General features: G+C 52.9%; 18 protein-coding genes and 1 other RNA gene. 4 read left to right on the forward strand and 15 right to left on the reverse strand.

What is annotated here, in order from left to right:
• Nucleotides 1–23: 23 nt before the first annotated feature.
• The 7 genes from Q0721_RS07345 to thpR all read right to left on the reverse strand — a co-directional run bounded on the left by Q0721_RS07345 (nt 24) and on the right by thpR (nt 5803).
• Complete coding sequence (locus Q0721_RS07345; RefSeq protein ID WP_299027617.1) at nt 24–716, reverse strand: thioredoxin family protein; 693 nt, start codon at nt 714–716, stop codon at nt 24–26.
• Between the two features lie 323 nt (nt 717–1039).
• The gene (locus Q0721_RS07350; protein WP_299027620.1) at nt 1040–1294 is read right to left on the reverse strand and encodes a zf-HC2 domain-containing protein; all 255 of its coding nucleotides are present in this window, start codon (nt 1292–1294) and stop codon (nt 1040–1042) included.
• Nucleotides 1284–1904, reverse strand: coding sequence for a sigma-70 family RNA polymerase sigma factor (locus tag Q0721_RS07355; RefSeq protein WP_299027622.1), 621 nt, complete (start codon nt 1902–1904; stop codon nt 1284–1286). The genes Q0721_RS07350 and Q0721_RS07355 overlap by 11 nt, the downstream gene beginning before the upstream one ends.
• On the reverse strand, nt 1901–2983 hold the full coding sequence (tsaD, locus tag Q0721_RS07360) for a tRNA (adenosine(37)-N6)-threonylcarbamoyltransferase complex transferase subunit TsaD (RefSeq protein WP_299027625.1): 1083 nt from the start codon (nt 2981–2983) through the stop codon (nt 1901–1903). Before tsaD ends, Q0721_RS07355 begins: the two co-directional genes overlap by 4 nt.
• A 38-nt stretch (nt 2984–3021) precedes the next feature.
• Entirely contained in the window at nt 3022–4713 is a 1692-nt protein-coding gene (locus Q0721_RS07365) for a hypothetical protein (protein WP_299027628.1), read from the reverse strand.
• 60 nt (nt 4714–4773) lie between these two features.
• Nucleotides 4774–5118, reverse strand: a complete 345-nt coding sequence (rsfS, locus tag Q0721_RS07370; RefSeq protein ID WP_366519201.1) for a ribosome silencing factor — start codon at nt 5116–5118, stop codon at nt 4774–4776.
• A gap of 76 nt (nt 5119–5194) precedes the next feature.
• On the reverse strand, nt 5195–5803 hold the full coding sequence (gene thpR / locus Q0721_RS07375; protein WP_299027630.1) for an RNA 2',3'-cyclic phosphodiesterase: 609 nt from the start codon (nt 5801–5803) through the stop codon (nt 5195–5197).
• A gap of 162 nt (nt 5804–5965) precedes the next feature.
• Here thpR and ssrS point away from each other — a divergent pair.
• The 3 genes from ssrS (at nt 5966) to Q0721_RS07390 (ending at nt 8150) form a co-directional block, all read left to right on the forward strand.
• Nucleotides 5966–6145: non-coding RNA, 6S RNA (gene ssrS, locus Q0721_RS07380), on the forward strand.
• Between the two features lie 94 nt (nt 6146–6239).
• Nucleotides 6240–6872, forward strand: a complete 633-nt coding sequence (locus tag Q0721_RS07385; protein ID WP_299027632.1) for an FHA domain-containing protein — start codon at nt 6240–6242, stop codon at nt 6870–6872.
• Between the two features lie 60 nt (nt 6873–6932).
• Nucleotides 6933–8150 carry an AI-2E family transporter gene (locus Q0721_RS07390; protein WP_299027635.1) on the forward strand — a complete coding sequence of 406 codons (1218 nt, stop codon included), beginning with the start codon at nt 6933–6935 and terminating at the stop codon, nt 8148–8150.
• A gap of 6 nt (nt 8151–8156) precedes the next feature.
• Here the strand turns inward: Q0721_RS07390 and queG are convergent, their stop codons facing one another.
• From queG to Q0721_RS07420, 6 genes are all read right to left on the reverse strand, one after another.
• Nucleotides 8157–9317 carry a tRNA epoxyqueuosine(34) reductase QueG gene (gene queG / locus Q0721_RS07395; protein WP_299027638.1) on the reverse strand — a complete coding sequence of 387 codons (1161 nt, stop codon included), beginning with the start codon at nt 9315–9317 and terminating at the stop codon, nt 8157–8159.
• 19 nt (nt 9318–9336) lie between these two features.
• Nucleotides 9337–10044, reverse strand: coding sequence for an NBR1-Ig-like domain-containing protein (locus tag Q0721_RS07400; protein ID WP_299027641.1), 708 nt, complete (start codon nt 10042–10044; stop codon nt 9337–9339).
• A 130-nt stretch (nt 10045–10174) separates the two neighbouring features.
• The gene (locus Q0721_RS07405; protein ID WP_299027644.1) at nt 10175–11293 is read right to left on the reverse strand and encodes a peptidoglycan DD-metalloendopeptidase family protein; all 1119 of its coding nucleotides are present in this window, start codon (nt 11291–11293) and stop codon (nt 10175–10177) included.
• The gene (locus Q0721_RS07410) at nt 11290–13176 is read right to left on the reverse strand and encodes a hypothetical protein (protein WP_299027647.1); all 1887 of its coding nucleotides are present in this window, start codon (nt 13174–13176) and stop codon (nt 11290–11292) included. The genes Q0721_RS07405 and Q0721_RS07410 overlap by 4 nt, the downstream gene beginning before the upstream one ends.
• A gap of 113 nt (nt 13177–13289) precedes the next feature.
• A complete protein-coding gene (locus tag Q0721_RS07415) occupies nt 13290–13649 on the reverse strand; it encodes a hypothetical protein (protein ID WP_299027650.1) in 360 nt (119 codons plus the stop codon).
• 15 nt (nt 13650–13664) lie between these two features.
• The gene (locus Q0721_RS07420) at nt 13665–15020 is read right to left on the reverse strand and encodes an MFS transporter (protein ID WP_299027653.1); all 1356 of its coding nucleotides are present in this window, start codon (nt 15018–15020) and stop codon (nt 13665–13667) included.
• 203 nt (nt 15021–15223) lie between these two features.
• Here Q0721_RS07420 and uvrA point away from each other — a divergent pair, with 203 nt between their 5' ends.
• Nucleotides 15224–18136, forward strand: a complete 2913-nt coding sequence (gene uvrA, locus Q0721_RS07425) for an excinuclease ABC subunit UvrA (protein WP_299027656.1) — start codon at nt 15224–15226, stop codon at nt 18134–18136.
• A gap of 6 nt (nt 18137–18142) precedes the next feature.
• On the opposite strand, the gene Q0721_RS07430 is transcribed toward uvrA, so the two are convergent.
• Together Q0721_RS07430 and Q0721_RS07435 are read right to left on the reverse strand one after the other, a co-directional pair.
• Nucleotides 18143–19063: an SDR family NAD(P)-dependent oxidoreductase gene (locus Q0721_RS07430; RefSeq protein WP_299027659.1), complete on the reverse strand. Its 921-nt coding sequence runs from the start codon at nt 19061–19063 to the stop codon at nt 18143–18145.
• A gap of 65 nt (nt 19064–19128) precedes the next feature.
• On the reverse strand, nt 19129–20448 hold the full coding sequence (locus Q0721_RS07435; RefSeq protein WP_299027661.1) for a UDP-glucose/GDP-mannose dehydrogenase family protein: 1320 nt from the start codon (nt 20446–20448) through the stop codon (nt 19129–19131).
• Between the last annotated feature and the right edge of the window lie 64 nt (nt 20449–20512).

Genomic DNA, 20512 nt, shown 5'->3' on the forward strand with positions numbered 1-20512 from the left:
AAGAAACCTCCCACGTGGATTTGTTAGGCTGAGTTGACTGCGGCCAGGATGGCCTCGAGAAGATTTTTCTCAGGTACCGCCCCAACTACTTCTTCGAATCCGTTTTTGCCGTTCGGTTTTTGCACGTGAATGACAGTGTGGGGCACACCAGAGACCCCGTATTTATCTGCCAATTGGGGAAACTCCAGGGCTTCCACCATCTCAGCCTCAATAAGCGGGCTCTGGATAGCCATTTGATGGGCCAGGATGACGGCGCGTGGGCAGTATGGGCAGGAAGGTGTTACAAAGACCTGGATGGACACCGGGTCATGCAATTTAGTGAGTTCCTGACGAGTTTCAGGTTTGAGACCTGAATCCTGTCGCGAAACATTGAGAATGTCATTGATAAGTGAGGTAAATTCGTGCCCTGCGGGTATGCCGGCATAACGCACGCCGTAGTCCAGGATTCCATTTCCACTGACGCCCAAAATGACAAACCCCGGCACTCTCTCGATCCGATACGTCCTAGCCAATTCAGGGTTGGCCCTGAAATCGTAGGTTTCTAAATGAATTTTGTCGGGAGCGAGTTCGGCTACTTCACTCAATAACTGGCGAGTATCCTCGCAGTATTCGCAGCTCTCAGCATCATCTCCAAAGAAAACGATCTTGACCGGGTTCTTGAGATCATTGAACACCTCATGTAACTGGGCACGAATGTTTTCATCAAGTAAAGCCATGGATAGCACCTCCGAAAGTTTAGAAAATTATAATTAAGATACCCCGCCGGGGCCCAAAAATCAGCCTATCAGGTGCAGCCACCCCCTTCTACGTAATGGCAGATTGGGCACACCAAGTTGAGCAAACCGTCATAATCCATAATCCCTTGGTGGCATCGGGGGCAGGGCTGACCCGGTTGAGCCGCTTTAGGGGGTATAGCCCCCTTCTCATCCCGGACGAGATGAAACTTCAACCCCTCCTCCGAGGACTCTGTTTGAGAAGGAAAAGATTTTGCGGTCTCCATCTTTGCTTTAGATGCGCGGGGGCGAAAAAAGTGACAGGCCTAAGGGCGTTTTCTCAGATACTCGCTGAGATTGAGACGATGAAAGAGCCGTTCACGCACCTCGCTAGGCATCTCTTCAGATTCGCCGACGGTGCGGTAAAGATCAATTGTCTTGCGCATGGTATTAAGCACCACCCGACAATTTTTGCATGTCTTCAGATGACGCTCAAGCACCTTACATAGCCGAGGATCCAGGCTTCCATCCACATATTCAGAGAGTTGCGAAAGCAAGGCTTGACATTTTTTAGGGGGCATCTTCCTCGGGCCTCATTCCCATGCGTTCATAATAATACTCGGAGAGCAGTTCGCGCAGTCGCAAGCGCGCTCGCAAGAGTCGGGTCTTCACATTGGTCTCGCTCAGTCCTAGTGCCTCGGCGGTCTCTTTAATGGATAACCCTTCCACATCTCTGAGCCAGAACACCAGACGCAAATTCTCCGGTAATTGTGCGATGGCTTGATCCAGAAATTGTCGTGCCTCTTCCGAGAGCAATTCCTCCTCGGGGAGGCAGCACCAGTCCACCAGATAGTTGCTTTCGTTGTCGCTGTTTTCTTCATCCCCGCCGTCGTTTTCGTTAAGTAGGGTTTCGGGTTTACGACGGCGTAGCATCATCAGGGCTTCATTAACGGCGATGCGATATAGCCAGGTTGAAAGACTGGAACGCCCTTCAAATGTAGGTAAGGCCGAGAGGGCCCGGATAAAAGTTTCTTGCAATACATCCTCCGCGTCTTGTGGGTCCCCCAAAATCCTGAGGGCTAAGCGGTAAATAGGTGTTGAGAAAGCATCCACCAGGCGTGCAAATTCCTTGCGGTCTCCGTTGCGCAGAGCCTCTAAGGAGAAGGTGGGGGATGAAACCGATTCATTCATTTAGATGCAGAAGTAGCGGATAAGGTTTCAGATGCTAGAAGTGGCCAAGTGGGTAGAACATCCATCTCCAACCCGTCTCGGTGCCCAGAGAGGTAATGGAAATAGCCTGCGGCAGCAATCATGGCAGCGTTATCAGTGCAAAAAGAGGGTGGGGGGAAGTGAACCAGGAATTCCCGTTGTTCCAAAAAGGCGCGTCGCAAGGCCAGGTTGGCCGAAACACCCCCAGCCACTAAAATTTCACGCGCATGAAAGGTTCGTGCTGCCTGCAATGTCTTGCTTACCAGTGTTTCCACTACTGCGGCCTGGAAACTGGCTGCAAGGTCGGCCAGCGGTAGCCCTCGCCCACTTTTCTGGAGATCCTGAACCGTACGCAATACCGCGGTTTTCAGCCCACTGAAGGAGAAATCCCACGTACCCTCCAAACGGGCGCGGGGAAAATGAAATGCTGTTTCGTTGCCATTGCGAGCCGCCTCTTGAATGGCTGGTCCTCCAGGGTAAGCGAGGCCGAGCAAGCGCCCAACTTTATCAAAGGCCTCACCCGCCGCGTCATCCAAGGTAGCGCCGAGCCGCTGGTAAGCCCGATGATCGGTCATGAGGATAAGCTCAGTGTGCCCTCCTGAGACTAGTAAGGCCAGCAGGGGAAACTGAGGAGGGGAAGGGTTGTTTTGTCCCTGGGACACTAACCAGGCAGAGTAAATATGACCTTCTAAATGATTAATGCCGATGAGCGGCTTGCGTGAGGCCAATGCTAGGCCCTTTGCCATGTTCAGGCCAACAACCAGCGAGCCAGGAAGTCCCGGCCCGCGCGTTACGGCGATGGCATCAATTTCCTCTAGACTAAGATGGGCCTGTTCCAAGGCTTCGTTAACCACAGCGTAGATAGTGCGAATATGTTGGCGAGAGGCTACTTCGGGAAATACCCCGCCATATTGAGCGTGGACGGCTACCTGTGAAGCCACTACATTAGAAAGCGGGTATCGCCCGTTTTCAACTACGGCGGCAGCCGTTTCATCACAGGAAGTTTCAATGCCCAAGATGCGAATTCGAGATGTTTCTGGCACCGAGCTGTTTTTATGCATGCCTTTTTTATACCATGGTTTTAGGCCTCCATGGAGACTTAGCGAGATGGCAGCAGCACCTGTACTTGCTCGTTGGTAATGCGAACAGGCTCATTGGGAATGCTTTGAGCAAGGGTGGTGAAAGTTCTGGCTTGTGGCGTGTTAGATGAGGTAAACTTTTGCATCCAGCGGAAGCCAATTGACTGATAATACAGGGAAGCCTCAACTGTGAGGGGATAGGCGGGCGTGGTGTCGAGGGGTATTCGATAGTGGATGGTGTCACCGCCTGCGGTGAAGTCCGGATCCTGCATGGCCTCTCCGTGAACAGCGATTTCCTGGGGTGCAGTGTTTTTATTGAAGCCGACAGGCAGTAGACGATTGTCCTTGAGATAGCGTTGGGCGCGCAGAAGGGTGGTGGTGACCTGACCATTGGGATCACCAATGATTGGCTCGTAAATCTGTACCTGATCTGGCCGGGTGATTACCTGGTAGTGGGGTTCGTAACGTGTTTCATCCTCATCGTTGTCGTTGCCGATAATGCTCCCATCCGGGCGCCAGGCCCCGGATTCGAAAAGCACCTCTTCACTGGCATCACGTACTATTAGATGCACCCAAGCCCGCCGAGAAGGAAAACTGGTGGGGAATTTGTGACCCGTCAGGGTTTCGATCCGTACGCTAATATCTAAAACTTCCCCTTTCGTCTCGGCGCTGAGTTGAATGCGAGCCGTTTTCGTTTGCAACTGGTCAAGGGTTCGGGAAAGAGTTTGGTCAAACTGAGAGGCTTCTGCTGAGACCTTGAGAGACTCCGTGTGGGTTTTGAGTAATTGTAGCATCCACTGGTTACCTCCCACGAAATAGTGCTGGTGGTAAGGATCGCGTGCAGGACTTCCCGTATTGGCAATCGGGACAGCCTCACCTGCTGTCGGCATATGGCAATCCTGGCAAGATTGAGTGCCTTGATAAGCAGAAACAAGCCACTCAGTATAGGGAGTCTGTTCTGGAAAGAGGGTGGTGCTAAGGGAGCCGTCATCTTCCACATAAGGGGTAAACAAGTTGTGGCAGACTGCACAAAGTTCTGATTGGGTGACATGAGCGCTGGTTTGGGGAACGAATCCGGAGGCGCTTTGCATGACGGTGGTCATGGCTGGTTCGACTTCAAAGCGCCCGAATACGACTCGATTCCCAGTGGGTGTGGTGGAGTCTATGGTAAATCCTCCACTATGGCTCTCGGGTTTGTCTAGTCGATTTGGTTGAATCTGGTGACAGAGTGTGCAAGAAACCCCATCCAGCGCGAGTGGATAGAGCGCATTCTGGGGGTTGAGCAATCCTTCCTCCCCCACGATGGCAACCTCTTGGTGGGTGAAGTTGGCTGAAAAAGAAGCCATTCCGATATGGCAAGTGGCACATTTAGCCTCAATTGTGGCACGATGCTGGGGATGAAGATCTATTTCCTCGGCCACATGAGCGAGGTAATACGGGTCGCGTCCGGCATTGGCCATCAGTGTACTGCGCCAGTCATCCTGAATTGAATAAACACCACCGCTGGCTGACTTAAGAGCGGTATGGCAATAGCCACATTCGCCCGCAGTGGAAAAGAACTCTCCGCGGAAACGGATTAGGGTTCCCACAACGGGTTGGCCGGCAGTTGGTGTGGATGCGGGTTTAGGCATGTCTGGAACGCAAGCAAGTAGCAACCATAACCAGATCCCAAGCAACAAACTCACCCAAGGTTTGGCGCTCCCTGATGTCATCTTTCCCCTCCTTGTTACGTGGGCCTTCGCGTTAGGAATTGTAGTGACTCTAAGGGTCGTTTATTGAAGCCGTACCAGCACCTTAGCCTGGCTCCACAGATCTTCCAAACGGTAATAACTGCGCCGTTCAGGAGAAAAGAGATGAACGACTACATCACCCAAGTCAACAACAACCCATCCGGCACTGGCCAAGCCTTCCAGGCGTGCGCTCAGGCTGAACTGTTGCTTGGCACTTTCGCAGACTGCATCAGCCAGCGCATTCAGCATACGCTCACTGGTTCCAGAGCAGAGGACAAAGTAATCGGCAAAATTGGCTAGTTCGTGAATATCAAGGAGCAAGATGTTCTCCCCTTTTTTCTCTTCCAATGTGTCAACGATGCGGCGAGCGATTTCAAGAGCGTTCAGAGTTCACCTCGCAGTAAAAGATTGATGATGGCGATGGGTGGTGCTTAAATTCTAGCATATTCTTTAAGTGGGCCGCTCATGTGGAAAGCCCATTTTCTCTTTTTCTAGCACCAAGTAGGGGGGTTCTCAGTAATAGGGTATAACGAGCACCATCTGGGAGTAGATCTGAACGGAAGAGACATACTTCTTCCACATATAGTGAAGCGTTGAATCTTTGGGCTAAGTTCCGCAATTGAGTTTCAAGGACGATTTGATCTTGTGAACCGAAGTCTGGGCGCATGCGGCCCAGGGTAATATGAGGGGTGAAAGGGCGATCTTCTGGGGGAATTCCCAGTTGGTGAGCTAGGTTTTCCACCTCGTGCTGCAGGTTGAAAAGGGACTCAGGGGCTTTGACTCCCACCCACAGGACGCGAGGGTGTCGCAGACCCGGAAACACGCCTAGGCCTTGAAGGTGCAAGGTGAAAGGCGAAAAGGCCTGAGCCAGGCTGGGCAAATAGGTGATAAAGCCCTGTAGGGTTTCGGGTTGGATTTCTCCCAGAAACCTGAGAGTGAGGTGGATATTTTCGGGTGGAACCCATCGGATGCCACCTAAACCTGCGGCGCGGAGACTTTGAACCAAGGCATCTAATCGTTGCTGGAGATCTGTGGAAAATTCAATGGCAATGAAAGCACGCACTCGCTTCATTTTTTGAACAAAGATACTTTAGATTGAATTTGAGGCCAGTATACTCGGGCTGAAATATTCCGTCAATCTGAGAAATAGACGATTAGCAGTATAGGCGAATTCTTTCCTTGACAGAAATGCCTCACGAATCTACCCGTTTGAAAAAAATTGTGGTATAAAAAAATTACCCTGCTGTGCACGTGATGCCGCACGACCGGTTTTGAGCCAACACCTATCACGAGGGTTCCGACTCATCCTTGCGAAACGCGATAGGCTACGGCCAAGGCGGATCCAAGGTGGAGGGACCCAAATCCTGCGAGAGCAGGTTCAAAACTACGCAGCACACGGCACGGCGGGGTCTTTTAATCCATTGTTTGCCCCAATCCATTTGACAGGGGGTCTTGCCCTTGCTAAACTGAATTTATCCACTAACGATCGAACGCTGGCGAGGTAGCGCATGAGTACTTCCTTCCAACTCTATATGCGTTCTGGGCCAACTCCTGGTGAGCGATTTTTCCTGGAAAAGCAGGAGGTTTGGTTGGGGCGTGACCCTTCAAATGACATCGTTATTGCCGATCCCGAGGTTTCTCGTCGTCATGCGCGCTTTCTTCAGCGCGGAGGGACATACGCGATTGAAGACATGGGATCAACTAATGGCACTCTGGTGAATGGGGAGATGATCTCTACCCTCAAACCGCTGAGCCATGGGGATGTCATTGAACTTGGGGAACACACCAGCCTAGTTTTTGAAGTGACCCAGACAGGGGTTGATGAGACGGTGGCGGTATTTCGATCCACTGAGGGTGAGGATAAATCTCCTGAGAGAAAGCCAGTTTCTACCGAAATACCCCCCTCTCTCTCCGCTCTAGGTGAGGAAATATCACCAACGCTGGTAGAGATTTCAGACTCGCTGTCCGAGCCCCAAACCGTGCGGCGGCGTTTGCCAACTTGGGTCTGGATAATCATCATTTTGGGTGGGCTGATGGTGGTGTGTGGGGCAATTGCACTGTTCATCATTGATGCCTTAAATTTATATTGTGTGCTTCTGCCAGGAATAACAAACTTTTTCTTTCCCGGCGCGTGTCCATAAGAGTTCCTCCCAAAATTTTATCTCTACGGGCGATCAGAGACGCAAACATCAGTGTCATCTATGCTTTCACCTTCTTCTTCACCACGCTGGAGTAGCACCACTAAACTCGTAGTGGCCTTAACGCTGGTAGCGACCCTGGCGGGTCTGTTAATGCGTTTTCGTCAGGTCATTGGCCCATTGTTGATGGCCTTCCTGATCGCCTATTTGCTTTATCCGGTTGTGCGCTTCTTAAATCAGCGTTTGCACATGCCCTGGCGGTTGGCCAGCACACTACTGTTTGTGCTCATCCTGGTTTTGCTGCTGGGGTTATTAACTTTGGGAGGATTAGCGATTGTTGATCAGGTTCAGAGCCTGATTAACTTTTTGCAGGTCCAAGTACGGGCACTTCCCCAGACTTTAGAGAGTCTCACTGAGCGTCCCTTTGAGATCGGTCCCTTCAATTTTGATTTAAGTACAATGGCGGTGGGGGATTTTGCCAATCAGGTGTTGGGCATTATCCAACCGGTTTTGACCCGTTTGGGTAACCTGGTAGGCGCGCTGGCAGCAGGGGCAGCTACCGCGATTGGTTGGACCTTTTTTGCCTTACTGGTTGCTTACTTTATTCTGGCGGATGCTGAGCAAGCACGGCAGCATCTGATAAATCTTGAAATTCCGGGGTATGCCGAAGACCTGCGGCGGTTGAATACGGAGCTGGGACGCATCTGGAATGCTTTTCTACGCGGACAACTGGTCATTTTCACGTTAACCGTTGTCGTTTATGTGCTCATTTTAGGTTTGCTGGGATTGAAGTTTTATTTTGGTCTGGCACTCTTGGCAGGATTGGCACGGTTTATCCCCTATGTAGGCCCGGCCGTCGCGTGGGTCACTTATGGGCTAGTGGCGTTCTTACAGGGTTCAACCCTCTTTGGATTGCTGCCCGTCTCCTACGCGCTCCTCGTGGTTGGGGTTGCCTGGGTGACGGATGTTATTATGGATAACTTAGTGGTTCCGCGTCTGATGGGGGAGGCGTTGCGGGTTCATCCGGCGGCTGTAATGGTAGCAGCCATCATTTCGGCCAATTTGTTCGGCATCATCGGAGTGGTTCTGGCCGCACCGGTGCTGGCCTCACTTAAGTTGTTACTCACATACGCCCTGCGTAAGTTGTTCGATCTGGACCCCTGGGAGGGGCTGGAAGTGTTGCCACCCCCTCGCCGGCAGCCGCTAAGTTTTTTATCGCGTATCCGAGAATCCTTACAGCAGATGTGGAAGCGGTTGATACAAAGGTTGCAACGCACCTGAAGGAACTTAGGGAATCTGCTCCAGAGCGGCATTTATTTCCATTTGTACTTCGGGTGTTGGTTCATTCTTGTAGGCTTTCTCTAACGCCAATCGAGCAGCATGGGTTTGAATTCGTCCTAATGCCCAGGCTGCGTGACTGCGTATCAGGGGTTCGGGTTCTTCCCGTAAAACCTGTGCAAGTGTGGGGACGGTAGATGGATCGGCAGCGTTCCCCAAAGCAACAGCCAGGTTGCGTAAAAATCCCCGCCGCCGTGCGCGCATCACAGGAGTATCACCATAACGCTCCTTGAACGCCTTAGGGGTAAGTTGTAGTTCGTGCGTCAGATCAGGAAAGGCAATTTCAGGGCGCATTGTAAAGGCTGTGCTACCCTCGGCCCTGGCAAAGCGCAGGTTCCATGGACAGACCATCTGACAGATGTCACACCCGAACACCCAATTGCCCATGTGGGGACGCAGGGCGCGGGGAATTGCCCCCTTGTTCTCGATGGTAAGGTAAGAGATGCATTGCCCTGCATCAATAGTACGGTCGGGGAGAATACACTGGGTTGGGCAGGCTTCAATACAGCGTCGACAAGTGCCACAATAGTCGGTGGAAAAGGCAGGGGTAGAGGGGAGAGAGACTCCTATAAACGCCTCACCCAAAAGGAAGTAAGACCCTTTGCGCGGGTGGATCAGACAGGTGTTTTTACCGATCCATCCCAGGCCCGCTTGTTGGGCAAAATCGCGTTCGAGCACTGGTCCGGTATCGCTGTACAGGCGTGATGGAATGGGATGTCCAAAGAATTCTTCCACTACCTTTAGCAGTTCTTGTAACAGGACGGGAAGGATTAGGTGATAATCTTTGCCCCAAGCATAGGAAGCAATGCGTCCTACCAGACGGGAAGCGGGGGGAGGTAAGGCCTGTGGCGCAGGGTAACGCATGCCTACCACCACTAGAGCACGGGCTTCGGGTAAGATGGCTTGCGGGTGGGTGCGTAAGAAACGATTGCGCTCAGAGGCCATGTAAGCCATCCCGGCGTGACGCCCCTGAGCAATCCAGGCCTCGTAAGTGGGTAGGTGAGGGGGAGTATCTAGGGTCGTGATGCCAAAAAGTTCAAGGCCGAGTTGCTCGGCCTTGAAACGCAGTGCTTCAATCAGGCGATCTGAGTTGGGTAAGGGGCCCATCATACCTGGTTTAAGCCCATCTTCAGGGGGTGGCTGTAGGTTCGGGTGTGTTGGTAATGGTTGGAGCGATGGTATGTGTGGCCGTTACTGTTGCGGTTGCCCCGGTGACTTTGATGGTGACATAGACCGTGTAGAAATTCTGCCCATTCGCATTGGTTAGCACCCACACGCTGGTGTAGTCCCCGGGCGTGGTGGGGGCCTTCATGCTGAGACTCAAATCCACCGTCTCGCCCTTTTTAACTTCTTTGGGAAATTTTATATCTGAGGCTCCCAGACGAAGGGCCTGATTGGCCAGGTAAAAGCGCAATTGGTAAGCCGTAGTCCAGGTTGTATCTCCGATGTTGCGAATCGTCCAGGTCATTGTAAATTCCTGGCCGGGTAGAAAAACAGTGCCATCTGCTGGCGATTGGCTTACCCATTCAGCGCGATCGGGGAGATTGGCGCCTGGACGGGTAGGGCTGGCAGCCGGCGTGGTGGTCTCAGAGATGGCAGGTGGGGTCACTTCCAGCGTAGGTGTGGCCGTTGCGGTGGGGGGCGGGGTGATGGTAGGGGTTGCGGTTGGCATGGCTGCGGCGGTTTGGGTCAACCCTGCTTGCACAGTTTGAGCAACTTCGGTGTAGATTTGGGCCGGGTCGGGAGTGGGGGTGCGTGATGCCGAAGAAGCACACGCTGAGAGAATCACCAACATCAGGCTCAACAGGCTTAAGGCCAGAATTTTTCGAGGGGACATAGTCTTTTTAATTCCTCCAATCTTTCATAAACCAAGAAAATTGATCCCAGAACAGGGATACGCTGCCCTATTTTGTAACCGGAAGCCCGAATTGTCAAGGGCTGGTGGTTTGGGTGTGATGGTGCAATATCTAACGGGAGAGGATTGGTGCATTCGTGGGGAATGACGTGGGAAGAGACGGGGCGGGTGGGTCGATTGAGAATCCCTGACCTTCTCGAAAGGTAAAATATCGTACCATTCCGGCAATGATCTCGGTCTCCAGACGATAGCGTGTGCCTTTGTAGTCGAAGGATACCCGGTATTTCCCCGCGGGCAAATCGCTTAGCACCATATTCTCGCGGTAGTAATCGTCACTATTCACACTGTGCGGCGCATAAGTACGTACCTGCCATACCTGCCCAGACTCAAGAGACTGGACATTTATGTTTAAGCGTTCGATTGGCTGGCCTGTGTTCTTTAACACGCTTCCGGCTAGGACTCCCCAACCCTGGGGCGGTACCAGCCAGAGTTCTGGGTTGCGGGTGACAAAGAACGAGTTTTGTTCAATGCGCACTTCAAAATGGAGGTGAGGGCCGGTGGTAAAACCGGTGCTTCCCACGTATCCCAGAACATCCCCAGGGGCAACTTTCTGACCAGTCGTGACCGTAATCTGGTCCATGTGAGCATAGACGGTGTATAGCTTACGTCCCTGGTAGCCAAAATCGTGCAGGATTACTACGGCCAAGCCATAGGGATCATCAAGGTGATTTCGGCCCGCATAAAGACCATACCCCGACCAAACCACCTTACCGCTCCCTGCCGCAAGGACGGGGGTGCCTTGGGGGGCATCAATATCTATTCCGGTGTGAACAATGTCGGTGCCGGTAAAATAGTCGCCGTAGCGGTATTCAGGCAGTGGCCAGTTGACCTCATCGGCTGCGATGGGGCGTAAAAAAAGGAAATGATCATATGGGTTCAATGCCAACGGAGGGGTGTAAAGGGGGGGCCGCCAGATTGAAACTGGCGGTGGAGCAGGTGTGGGTAAAGCAAAGCGCAGCGGGGGCTCTAAAGGCAGGGGCCACAGGGTGGCAGGGATAGAAACGGGTTGGGCAGAGGGGGTTGGCGTGGGGGGTATTGTAGCAGCCATGCTTGGAGGCGCGGCGGCTTCGACCTCCGAGCCTGCCAGCGCCGGCGCGGTACAGCCGCTCAGGAGGGACATCAGGGGGGAGAGGAAGAGACCAAGGGAGAAGAGGAAATGCTTTGCTCTCATGGGCCACGGGTGTAGGGTGGGGGCGTCCAGGTGGGACGGGGTAACACCAAGGTAGATGGCGTTGCAGTAGAGGTTGGGGAGGGACTCGAGTATGTGCGAGGGGTAAGGGTTGGTGAAGGGGTAACCGTCCAGGTGGGCAAAGGGGTAGGGGGATCGAGGGCTTCTGCAGGGTAAACCTGGCGCATTGCCTCGTCCCATTCCAGGCCATTCCGCCACACATATTGGTTGAAACGGGCTGCCGGGTAGTAACTGCGCCAGTTGGAAAGGGCGGGCAGGCGTTCCCATCCCCAACGCTGTGCTAGTTCGGTGAAATCCACCCAATACCCCTCAGGAGGGGGTTCAATACTTCCGCCCTGCTCGTAGGCTTGGGGGCTACCATTGAAACGCGCTTCTAGATTCCAAATGGGTAGCGTGAGTGGTACTCCTTGCGAACCATCTTGATAACGGGCGCGTAACCAGACACGCCAATAGGTTGCTCCCTGATAATCTTCGCGGGTAAGCACCATCCATCTGGCTTGAAGGAACAATGGATTGAGAGCAAATGCACGTCCAGTGTAAAGCCAGTCATCTACGTGACCTGCGCCACTGGGTTCGCTAATGGGCAAAAAAGCACTTTGCAGATTTCCCATTAGATCCCAGCCTACCTGACGAGCAGTTTCCTGGCGTAAGAGGTTAAATGCGGGCACCACTTCCTCCAGGAGATAGGGGTATGGGGTTTCTACGTCTTCCAGTTGAACCAGATGCGCAGGGGGCGAACTTGAGGTAGTTGAGGCAGGTAGAAGACCGGCGAATTGGCTGGGTCCAGGAAGAAAATAGGACTTCAGGGCCTCTAGAGTATTCGGGGACCCCCAGGTAAGGCCGTACACCTGCCCAGGTAGCGGCTGAGGGGGAATCCAAAGCGTGTGCTCAATGAAATTGTAACCCACCCAGAAAGATTGGTTGGGGGATGAGAATATGCCCAGAATATGCTCTCCTTGCGGTGACCAAACCGGGCTTTCGCCGCTGCTCAGACGTTGGGGGTTCTGGCTAGGGTTTAACCCATCCCATATCCATATGGAACGTTCACCTTCATTACAACCGCTCCAAACCACATACCGCCCATCAGGAGACCAGGCGGGGTCGCGCTCAGCACAACTTGGGGTTTGCGAAAGGTTGACGAAGCGGCCATCAACCAAATCAAGGCGCGCCAGCCAGATATCTTCGTTGCCTGAGCGGGTGGAAACAAAGAGTATCTCTCGCCCGCGGGGAGACCATTGGGGTGAAAAATCCAGGGCTGGATCCTCGGTCAGGCGAATAGGGGGTTGAGATGGGTCAAGGGCCGATTTGACCAGGATCTCGAGATTCCCTTCTACGAGAGTCTCATACGCTAACCATCGATTATCGGGTGACCAGGTCGGATGACCTTTGTATTCGGGGCTATCAGTCATCTGTGTAAGTTTGCCATCTGAAAGGGAGAGCACATAAAGGTTCCAGAAGCCGTTGCGCCGTGACACAAAGGCCAGTTTCTGCCCATCTGGGCTGAGTGCAGGATGAATGTCGTCCCAAGGATTATCTGTCAGACGGGTCAGCGGTAAAGTATAGGGGTGGTAGGCAAAGAGGTGAATGAAGGGACCATCGCTTAATGCAAGAACGATTACCCCGGAAGCCTGCTTGGATAGCGAGAGGGGTGGAGAAGGGGTTAAGGTTGGGGAGAGGGTTGAAACAGTTGTTTCAGGGGTTGAGGAGGAGGAAACAGGGGAATAGAGGTTGTTCCCGCTGGCAGATGCCGGTGCAGGTCCTAAAGTGGCGCGTAATATACCTAGCCCTAAGATTAGGCACAGCAAAAGGCTTGCGCCGAGAAGGCCGTGGCGAAAGGAGGGAAAAGGCGGTTTCATCTCAGCCATGCGGAGGCCGATCCTTGCCACAATTGTAGCATTGCCTGGCACCATCGTAACTTGCAATAATGTAAGGTCATCAGTGCAAGATCTGCGCCAGGTTAGTGAGGGAAAAGGCTGGCTTAGGTTTCTTGAGAAGGGGGCAGAACAAATGTCAGGCTCTGTTCATCTATGGTTCCTAGGTCAGGATAGGTTAATCGAGCAGTCAAGTGGTACTCGGATATCGGAATAGCGCTTCGCAGGTGCAGTGTTATGACCAGACGATAATCTACGTTCTCGATGATGTGGGCCGAAGTGATCTCGTGACCTTCAGAATCGGAGAGGCTAACCTCGATATTGGGGGGCTGCTGGAAGGGAATGATTTCCATTAGGACGCGCACTTTTCGCCCATCTGGCCATGGCTCCACCCTGACGGATTTGAAGCGCACTTGGGCAGGGGGCTGTGCATTAGGGTCGGGTTGTAATGGGTGGTAGCGCAGCATAAGGGCCTCTAGGGATTATGAACCAGTAACAGGAGCCTGTGCCAGGAAGATTTGCTCTTCGGCTTCGGCGACTTGAATGCCTGCGTGCTCGTTTACGCGAGTGAGCAGGAGCATACCGAGTGCAAAGAAGATAATTAACGAAATGATACTGAAACGGCTTCCTCCCATCAACCGACTAACAATCCCAAAGACTAGGGGGCCTACTGTCCCAGCGATTTTCTCGCTCACCCCGAAGAAGGAATAGAACTCGGCGGATTGGCTCTTTGGCACCATGCGCCCAAAAAGCGAGCGGCTCAGTGCCTGACTGCCTCCCTGCACGGTGGCCACTGCAAAACCCAGCAAGAAAAAGTGCAAAGGAGTACGCAGGAAATACCCTCCAATCGCAATGGTAGTATAAATGGCCAGGCTCAATAAGATCGCGGGTTTGGTGCCGATCTTCTTTGCTAACCAGCCAAAGAGGATGGCAAAAGGAATGGCAACGAACTGCACCATTAGCAAGGTGCCAACCGTGGTTTCAATACCAAAGCCCAGTTCAGTGCCGTAGATGGTGGCCATGTAAATGATGGTGCCAATCCCGTTGTTATAGAGCCAAAAAGCGACAATGAACTTCATCAATTCACGGTATTGACGGATGTTACGGAAGGTGTTAGCCAAGCGCGAAAAGCTGGCTTTTATCGGATTGAAGCCTGTCTCGTTGCTAAGAATGCGCCGGGGTGGTTCAGGGACAAAACGCCACAAAGGAATTGTAAAGGTGAACCACCAAACTGCCACCGTGACAAAAGCGAGACGAGTCATCAAAGCGGTCAAAGTGGCTTCATCGAGGGACAAGCCGGGGAGTAAGGAGGGAAGAACTTTGGGCCCGAAAAGGATCATGGCCATATTGGCCGCCAGCAGGATGCCGCCTCCCGCATAACCCATGGCATAACCGCGCGAGGAGACCTGGTCAATCTCATCCGGTGTAGCCACGTGAGGAAGTAGGGAGTCATAAAAGACATTAGCCCCTGAAAACCCAATGCTGCCCAGGATATAAAAAAGTGAAGCCATCAACCAGTCACCGCGCTGAACGAAATAGAGTAAAGCAGTACCAAGAATGCCCATCCACGCAAAGAGGGTCAAAAAGCGCTTTTTAGCGCCACTAAAGTCGGCCATAGCCCCCAAGACAGGGCCCAAAACCGCTACCAGCACCAAGGCAACTGTCGTGGTGAAAGCCCAATTTGAGGTTGCCTCGTTAGGAGGAAGGTCTGCCGCAGCGACGGAGGCGTAATACACGGGCAGGACAGCGGCCATGATGGTGGTGGCAAAGGCTGAATTGGCCCAGTCGTACATCGTCCAGGCCCAAATGGCGCGACGATGGTGTTGTTCTTTTTCCATAGGCTACACCTCTTGAGGGGTAATTATAGGGATATTATACGTTGCAACGATTATCTGCAGGATTAACCCGGGTTAAGAGATATTAAAGTTTTTACAAGTCCGGTGAGAGTCTCCGTAGTAAGAGGCAATAGGATTAGAATTAAAGGTCTGAAACATTTATAAGGCGATTGGCCCTGGTCTGGAAATTAGGTTGAGGTAGCGGTATGACGCAGAACAAAATTCGAGTGGTTGGTGCGCGCGAGCACAACTTGAAAAACATCACAGTCGAGATTCCGCGCGACAAACTAGTGGTAATCACTGGTTTGTCAGGTTCGGGCAAGTCATCGTTGGCGTTTGATACGATTTTTGCCGAGGGCCAGCGACGTTATGTGGAATCACTTTCGGCGTACGCTCGTCAGTTCCTGGGGCAGATGGAGAAACCGGATGTAGATTACATTGACGGGCTTTCCCCGGCGGTCTCCATTGACCAGAAAGCCACTTCTCATAACCCGCGCTCGACAGTTGGAACGGTCACCGAAATCTACGATTATTTGCGTCTGCTCTTCGCGCGGGTTGGGATTCCACACTGTCCTGTGTGTGGTCGGGAAGTTGTACGTCAATCTGCTCAGGAGATTGTGGATGCTTTGCTGGCACTGCCCGAGGGCACGCGTCTGATCTTGTTAGCGCCAGTAGTTCGCGGACGTAAGGGTACGTATCAGGCGGTTTTTGAGGAGATTCGCAAGGCAGGTTTTGTGCGCGCGCGTGTGGATGGCAAAATCTATAGCCTGGATGATGAGATCACCCTGGATCGTTATAAGATCCATAATATTGAGGCTGTGGTGGATCGGTTAGTCATACGGCACGAAAGTGACGAAGAGGAGCAACGTACGTTTCTCTCCCGACTGACCGACTCGGTTGAGACAGCGCTAAAAGTTGGCGAAGGGTACCTGATTGTGCAGAATCTCTCTTTAGATCCTCCTCAGGATGTGTTCTTCTCGGAGCACCTGGCTTGTCCTGAGCATGGGGTTAGCCTTCCCGAGATCGAGCCACGTACTTTCTCCTTCAATACCCCCCATGGGGCCTGCCCAGATTGCCAAGGCCTAGGTAGCCGTCTGGAAATTGATCCTGACTTAATCATACCTGACAAGGAACGTTCGCTTAATGACGGGGCCATTGTTGCTCTGGAATGGAATGGCCCTCGTGAACAAGGGGGATACTACTGGCAAATGATCGAGGCCGTGGCAAAGGCTTATGATATAGATCTGGATGCCCCAGTTTCTAGCATTCCACCTGAGAAATTGAACAAAATTCTCTATGGCACGGGGCGGGAGGAAATCCGGGTGCATCTCCACGGGCGTAACGATCGTCAAGCCAGTTACGTGACGGCTTTTGAAGGGGTGATTCCCAACCTGGAGCGGCGTTACCGGGAAACCAATTCCGAGTATATCCGTGCACGAATTGCTGAATTCATGACCGATCAGCCTTGCCCTACCTGCAAGGGCACGCGCTTGCGCCCTGAGGCGTTGGCGGTCACGGTGGATGGATACAACATTGTTGAGGTCACCGATTGGCCGGTCAACCGGACTCTGGCGTGGGTCGAACGGCTGATGGGTGAGGATTCCCCGTTGAATGAGCGTCAGCGGGCAATTGCAGATCGAGTGCTCAAAGAGATTAGGGCTCGATTAGGCTTTCTAGTGGATGTAGGGCTGGATTATCTTACCTTGCGCCGTTCAGCCAATACCCTCTCGGGAGGCGAGGCCCAGCGCATTCGCCTGGCAACCCAAGTGGGTTCGCGGCTGATGGGAGTTTTATATGTACTTGATGAGCCTTCCATTGGTTTGCACCCGCGTGATAATGCGCGCCTGCTGGCAACCTTGAAGGGCCTGCGGGATCTGGGAAATACTGTTCTGGTGGTAGAGCACGATGAAGAGACCATCCGCTCTGCTGATTGGGTGATTGACCTAGGGCCTGGAGCAGGAGAACATGGGGGGTATGTGATTGCCGAGGGCCCGGTGGAGGTCATTCTCAATCATCCTCAATCGCTCACCGGGGCATATCTCTCCGGACGGATGCAGGTGCCTATGCCAACGCAACGACGCAAGGGCAATGGCAGATGGCTCACCATTGTGGGGGCTCGGGCAAATAACCTCAAGAATCTGACGGTGCGTATTCCGCTGGGACGTTTAGTGTGTATCACAGGTGTTTCCGGTTCGGGCAAATCCACGTTGATGATTGATGTGCTCTATAAAGCCCTGGCAAAGGAACTGCATGGGGCCCGCACCCAACCCGGCGAGTACGACCGAATTGAAGGGATTGAGTATATTGACAAAGTGATCAACATTGATCAATCCCCGATAGGTCGTACCCCGCGTTCGAATCCAGGTACCTACACAGGCCTGTTTGATGAGATACGCAAACTCTTTGCTGAGTTACCCGAAAGCCGTATGCGTGGTTATAAAGCGGGGCGTTTTTCTTTCAACGTGCATGGGGGACGATGTGAAGCGTGCCAGGGGCAAGGGCAGTTGCGCATTGAGATGCAATTCCTGCCAGATGTGTATGTGCCGTGCGATGTATGCCATGGAGCACGTTTTAACCGTGAAACATTGCAGGTGCGTTACAAAGGATTGAATATTGCCGAGGTCCTGGATACCACGGTTAGCGAGGCGATCGAACTATTTGCAGCCTTTCCCGTGATTGTTAACAAACTACGCACCTTGGAAGACGTGGGGCTTGGGTATATTCGCATTGGGCAACCGGCTCCCACGTTATCCGGAGGGGAGGCGCAACGCGTTAAATTGGCGCGTGAACTTTCGCGCCGCGCCACAGGACGCACACTGTATGTGTTAGATGAGCCCTCGGTGGGGCTTCATGCAGCTGATGTTCATAAGTTGATCGAGGTATTACAGCGGCTGGTGGATGCGGGCAATACCGTTTTGATCATCGAGCACAATCTGGATATTATCAAGGTTGCCGATTACATTATCGACTTGGGCCCCGAAGGGGGTGACCGAGGAGGGCGACTGGTAGCCGCGGGCACACCTGAGGAAATCTGCCACGTGCCTGACTCTTACACCGGTCAATACTTAAAGCGTTACTTGGAAGAGCACCGCCTGTTTACTCCCTCTTATTCGGTATGAGGTGCGCTAAAGTATCTCTCGCCATGCAGTGACAAGGGTGGGTAAGTATTCGAGGGCATCCTCAGGAGGGTGGAGGTTTAGAAGGGTGCGCATGCGCTCCACTCGTGGTTCATAACGCACTACTTCGGCGGCACGGGGAGGTTGAAGCACCAGTTGTGAAGTGGAGTTGGTTAATTCTAGGATGCGTCTTGCCAATCTGAGAATGGGCACACCTTTGCCATGACCAATGTTGATGGGGTCGCTCAAATTGGGGATGGAGGTTACTCGAAGTAAGGCCTCGACAACCTGATCCACCCATACTAAATCAATCACCTGTTCACCCCCAAAGACAATGAGGTCCTTGCCGCGGAGGGCATTGCGAATCCAAACCGGGATTACTCTTTCCGTATCGCGAGGGCCATATACGTGAGAAAGACGGAGAACCGCGATGGGCAGGTGATGGGTTTCTTGAAAAACCTGGCAGTATACCTCGGCGGCCACTTTGCTGGCTCCATAGGGGTTTTTACTCTTGAGGGGGTGGGTTTCGTCCACCGGCAAGTGGCGCGGTTCACCGTATACCTCGCCTGAGGAGGTAAAAACAACCTTGGAAATCTCAAGGTGATGGGCGGCCTTAAGTACATTGAAGGTCCCGATTACATTGGTTTCAAAGCAGGTGTCTACCCGTGCCACACTTGCCATGATCCGTGTCTGGGCTGCCAAATGATAGACCAGTTGACAGCCCCGCATGGCATCTAGCACGTCGCCGTAGCGGCGTACGTCGCCATGGACGAAAGAGACGCGCGGATTGTGGCGATGGTGGGCAATGTGTTCCAGCCGTCCCCGTAACAGATTGTCCAGAATGATGATCTCGTATTCGGGGGACTGAACCAGACGATCCACCAAATGGCTGCCGATAAAACCCGCTCCGCCGGTGATGAGAACCTTCATCGCATCTCTTGCTTGTGTTCAAGAAAATTAGGCCCACTGCTATTTAAGTGAGTCGGCAACTAAGATCAGCTGTTGACGATGCCGTTGGTTGCGCGCCCAATGCCAAAATAGGTGAAGCCGAGGCTGCGCAGGTGCTCGGGATCCCACAGGTTGCGCCCATCCATAATCAGTGGGTTGCGCATCAGGCGATAAATGCGTTCAAAATCCAATTGTTTAAATTCGTTCCACTCGGTTGCCAGAACCAAGGCGTCCGCACCCTCGGCAACTTCATAGGGATTGGCACATAAAACGGCTTTGGGCAACAAGGGGCGCGCGTTCTCCATGGCCTGAGGGTCATAGGCGCGGATTAATGCCCCTTCGTTTTCCATCAAGTGGATTAATTCAAGGGCGGGGGCTTCCCGAATATCATCGGTGTTTGGCTTGAAGGAAAGACCTAGCACCCCAATCACTTTTTCGTTAAGGGTACCTAATGCCTTGCGCAAGCGCATAACCACTCGACGGCGCATGTTACGGTTGATCTCCATGACGGCTTGGAGCAGTTGAGGGTTGGATCCGTGCAGCACCGCCATGTGCGCCAAGGCCTTAACATCTTTGGGAAAGCAACTGCCCCCCCAACCCAATCCGGCGTCTAGGAAGGCGGGGCCAATACGTTTATCCAGTCCCATACCAATCGCCACTTGACGCACGTCAGCGCCTAATTCCTCGCAAATGGTAGCAATTTCGTTGATGAATGAGATGCGGGTGGCCAAAAATGCGTTGGAGGCATATTTGATCATCTCAGCAGTGCGTAAGTCGGTGATCAGAATGGGGCAACGTAAGGTGAGATACAACTGGGCTACTTTGGAGGCTGCTTCGCGATCTAGGGAGCCCAAAACAACCCGGTCGGGGTTCATAAAGTCGTGAATGGCCGACCCCTCGCGCAAAAATTCTGGGTTTGAGACAACCGAGAATTGCAACGGGCGCCCTGCCCGACGCTTGCGGATGATATCGGCCACCCAGTCGCCAGTTCCGACTGGGACAGTGGACTTATTGACTACAATGATGGGATGATCTACATGATCCGCAATGGCTTCGGCGACGGCACGCACGTATTGTAAATCTGCTTCGCCATCCACCCCTGAGGGGGTGCCCACGGCAATGAAGGCGAATTCAGCATCTTTGAGGGCCTCAGGGTAACTGGTTGTGAAGGAGAGGCGGCCAGCTCGCACATTCTGCGCGACCAGTTGCTCGAGTCCCGGTTCATAAATAGGCATGATGCCTTGTTTGAGTTTTTCAATGCGATTTTCGTCAATATCCAGGCACACGACCCTGTTCCCTAGATCAGCAAAGCAGGTGCCCGTGACGAGCCCCACATAACCGGTTCCAATGACGCAGATATTGCTCATGGTTGAATGACCTCCTGACAAAATTATAGCCGAAACTGAGCGTATTTTTGTTAGGGAGCCCGGA

The organism is uncultured Thermanaerothrix sp. (genome assembly GCF_938028735.1).
Taxonomy (GTDB): domain Bacteria; phylum Chloroflexota; class Anaerolineae; order Anaerolineales; family Anaerolineaceae; genus Thermanaerothrix.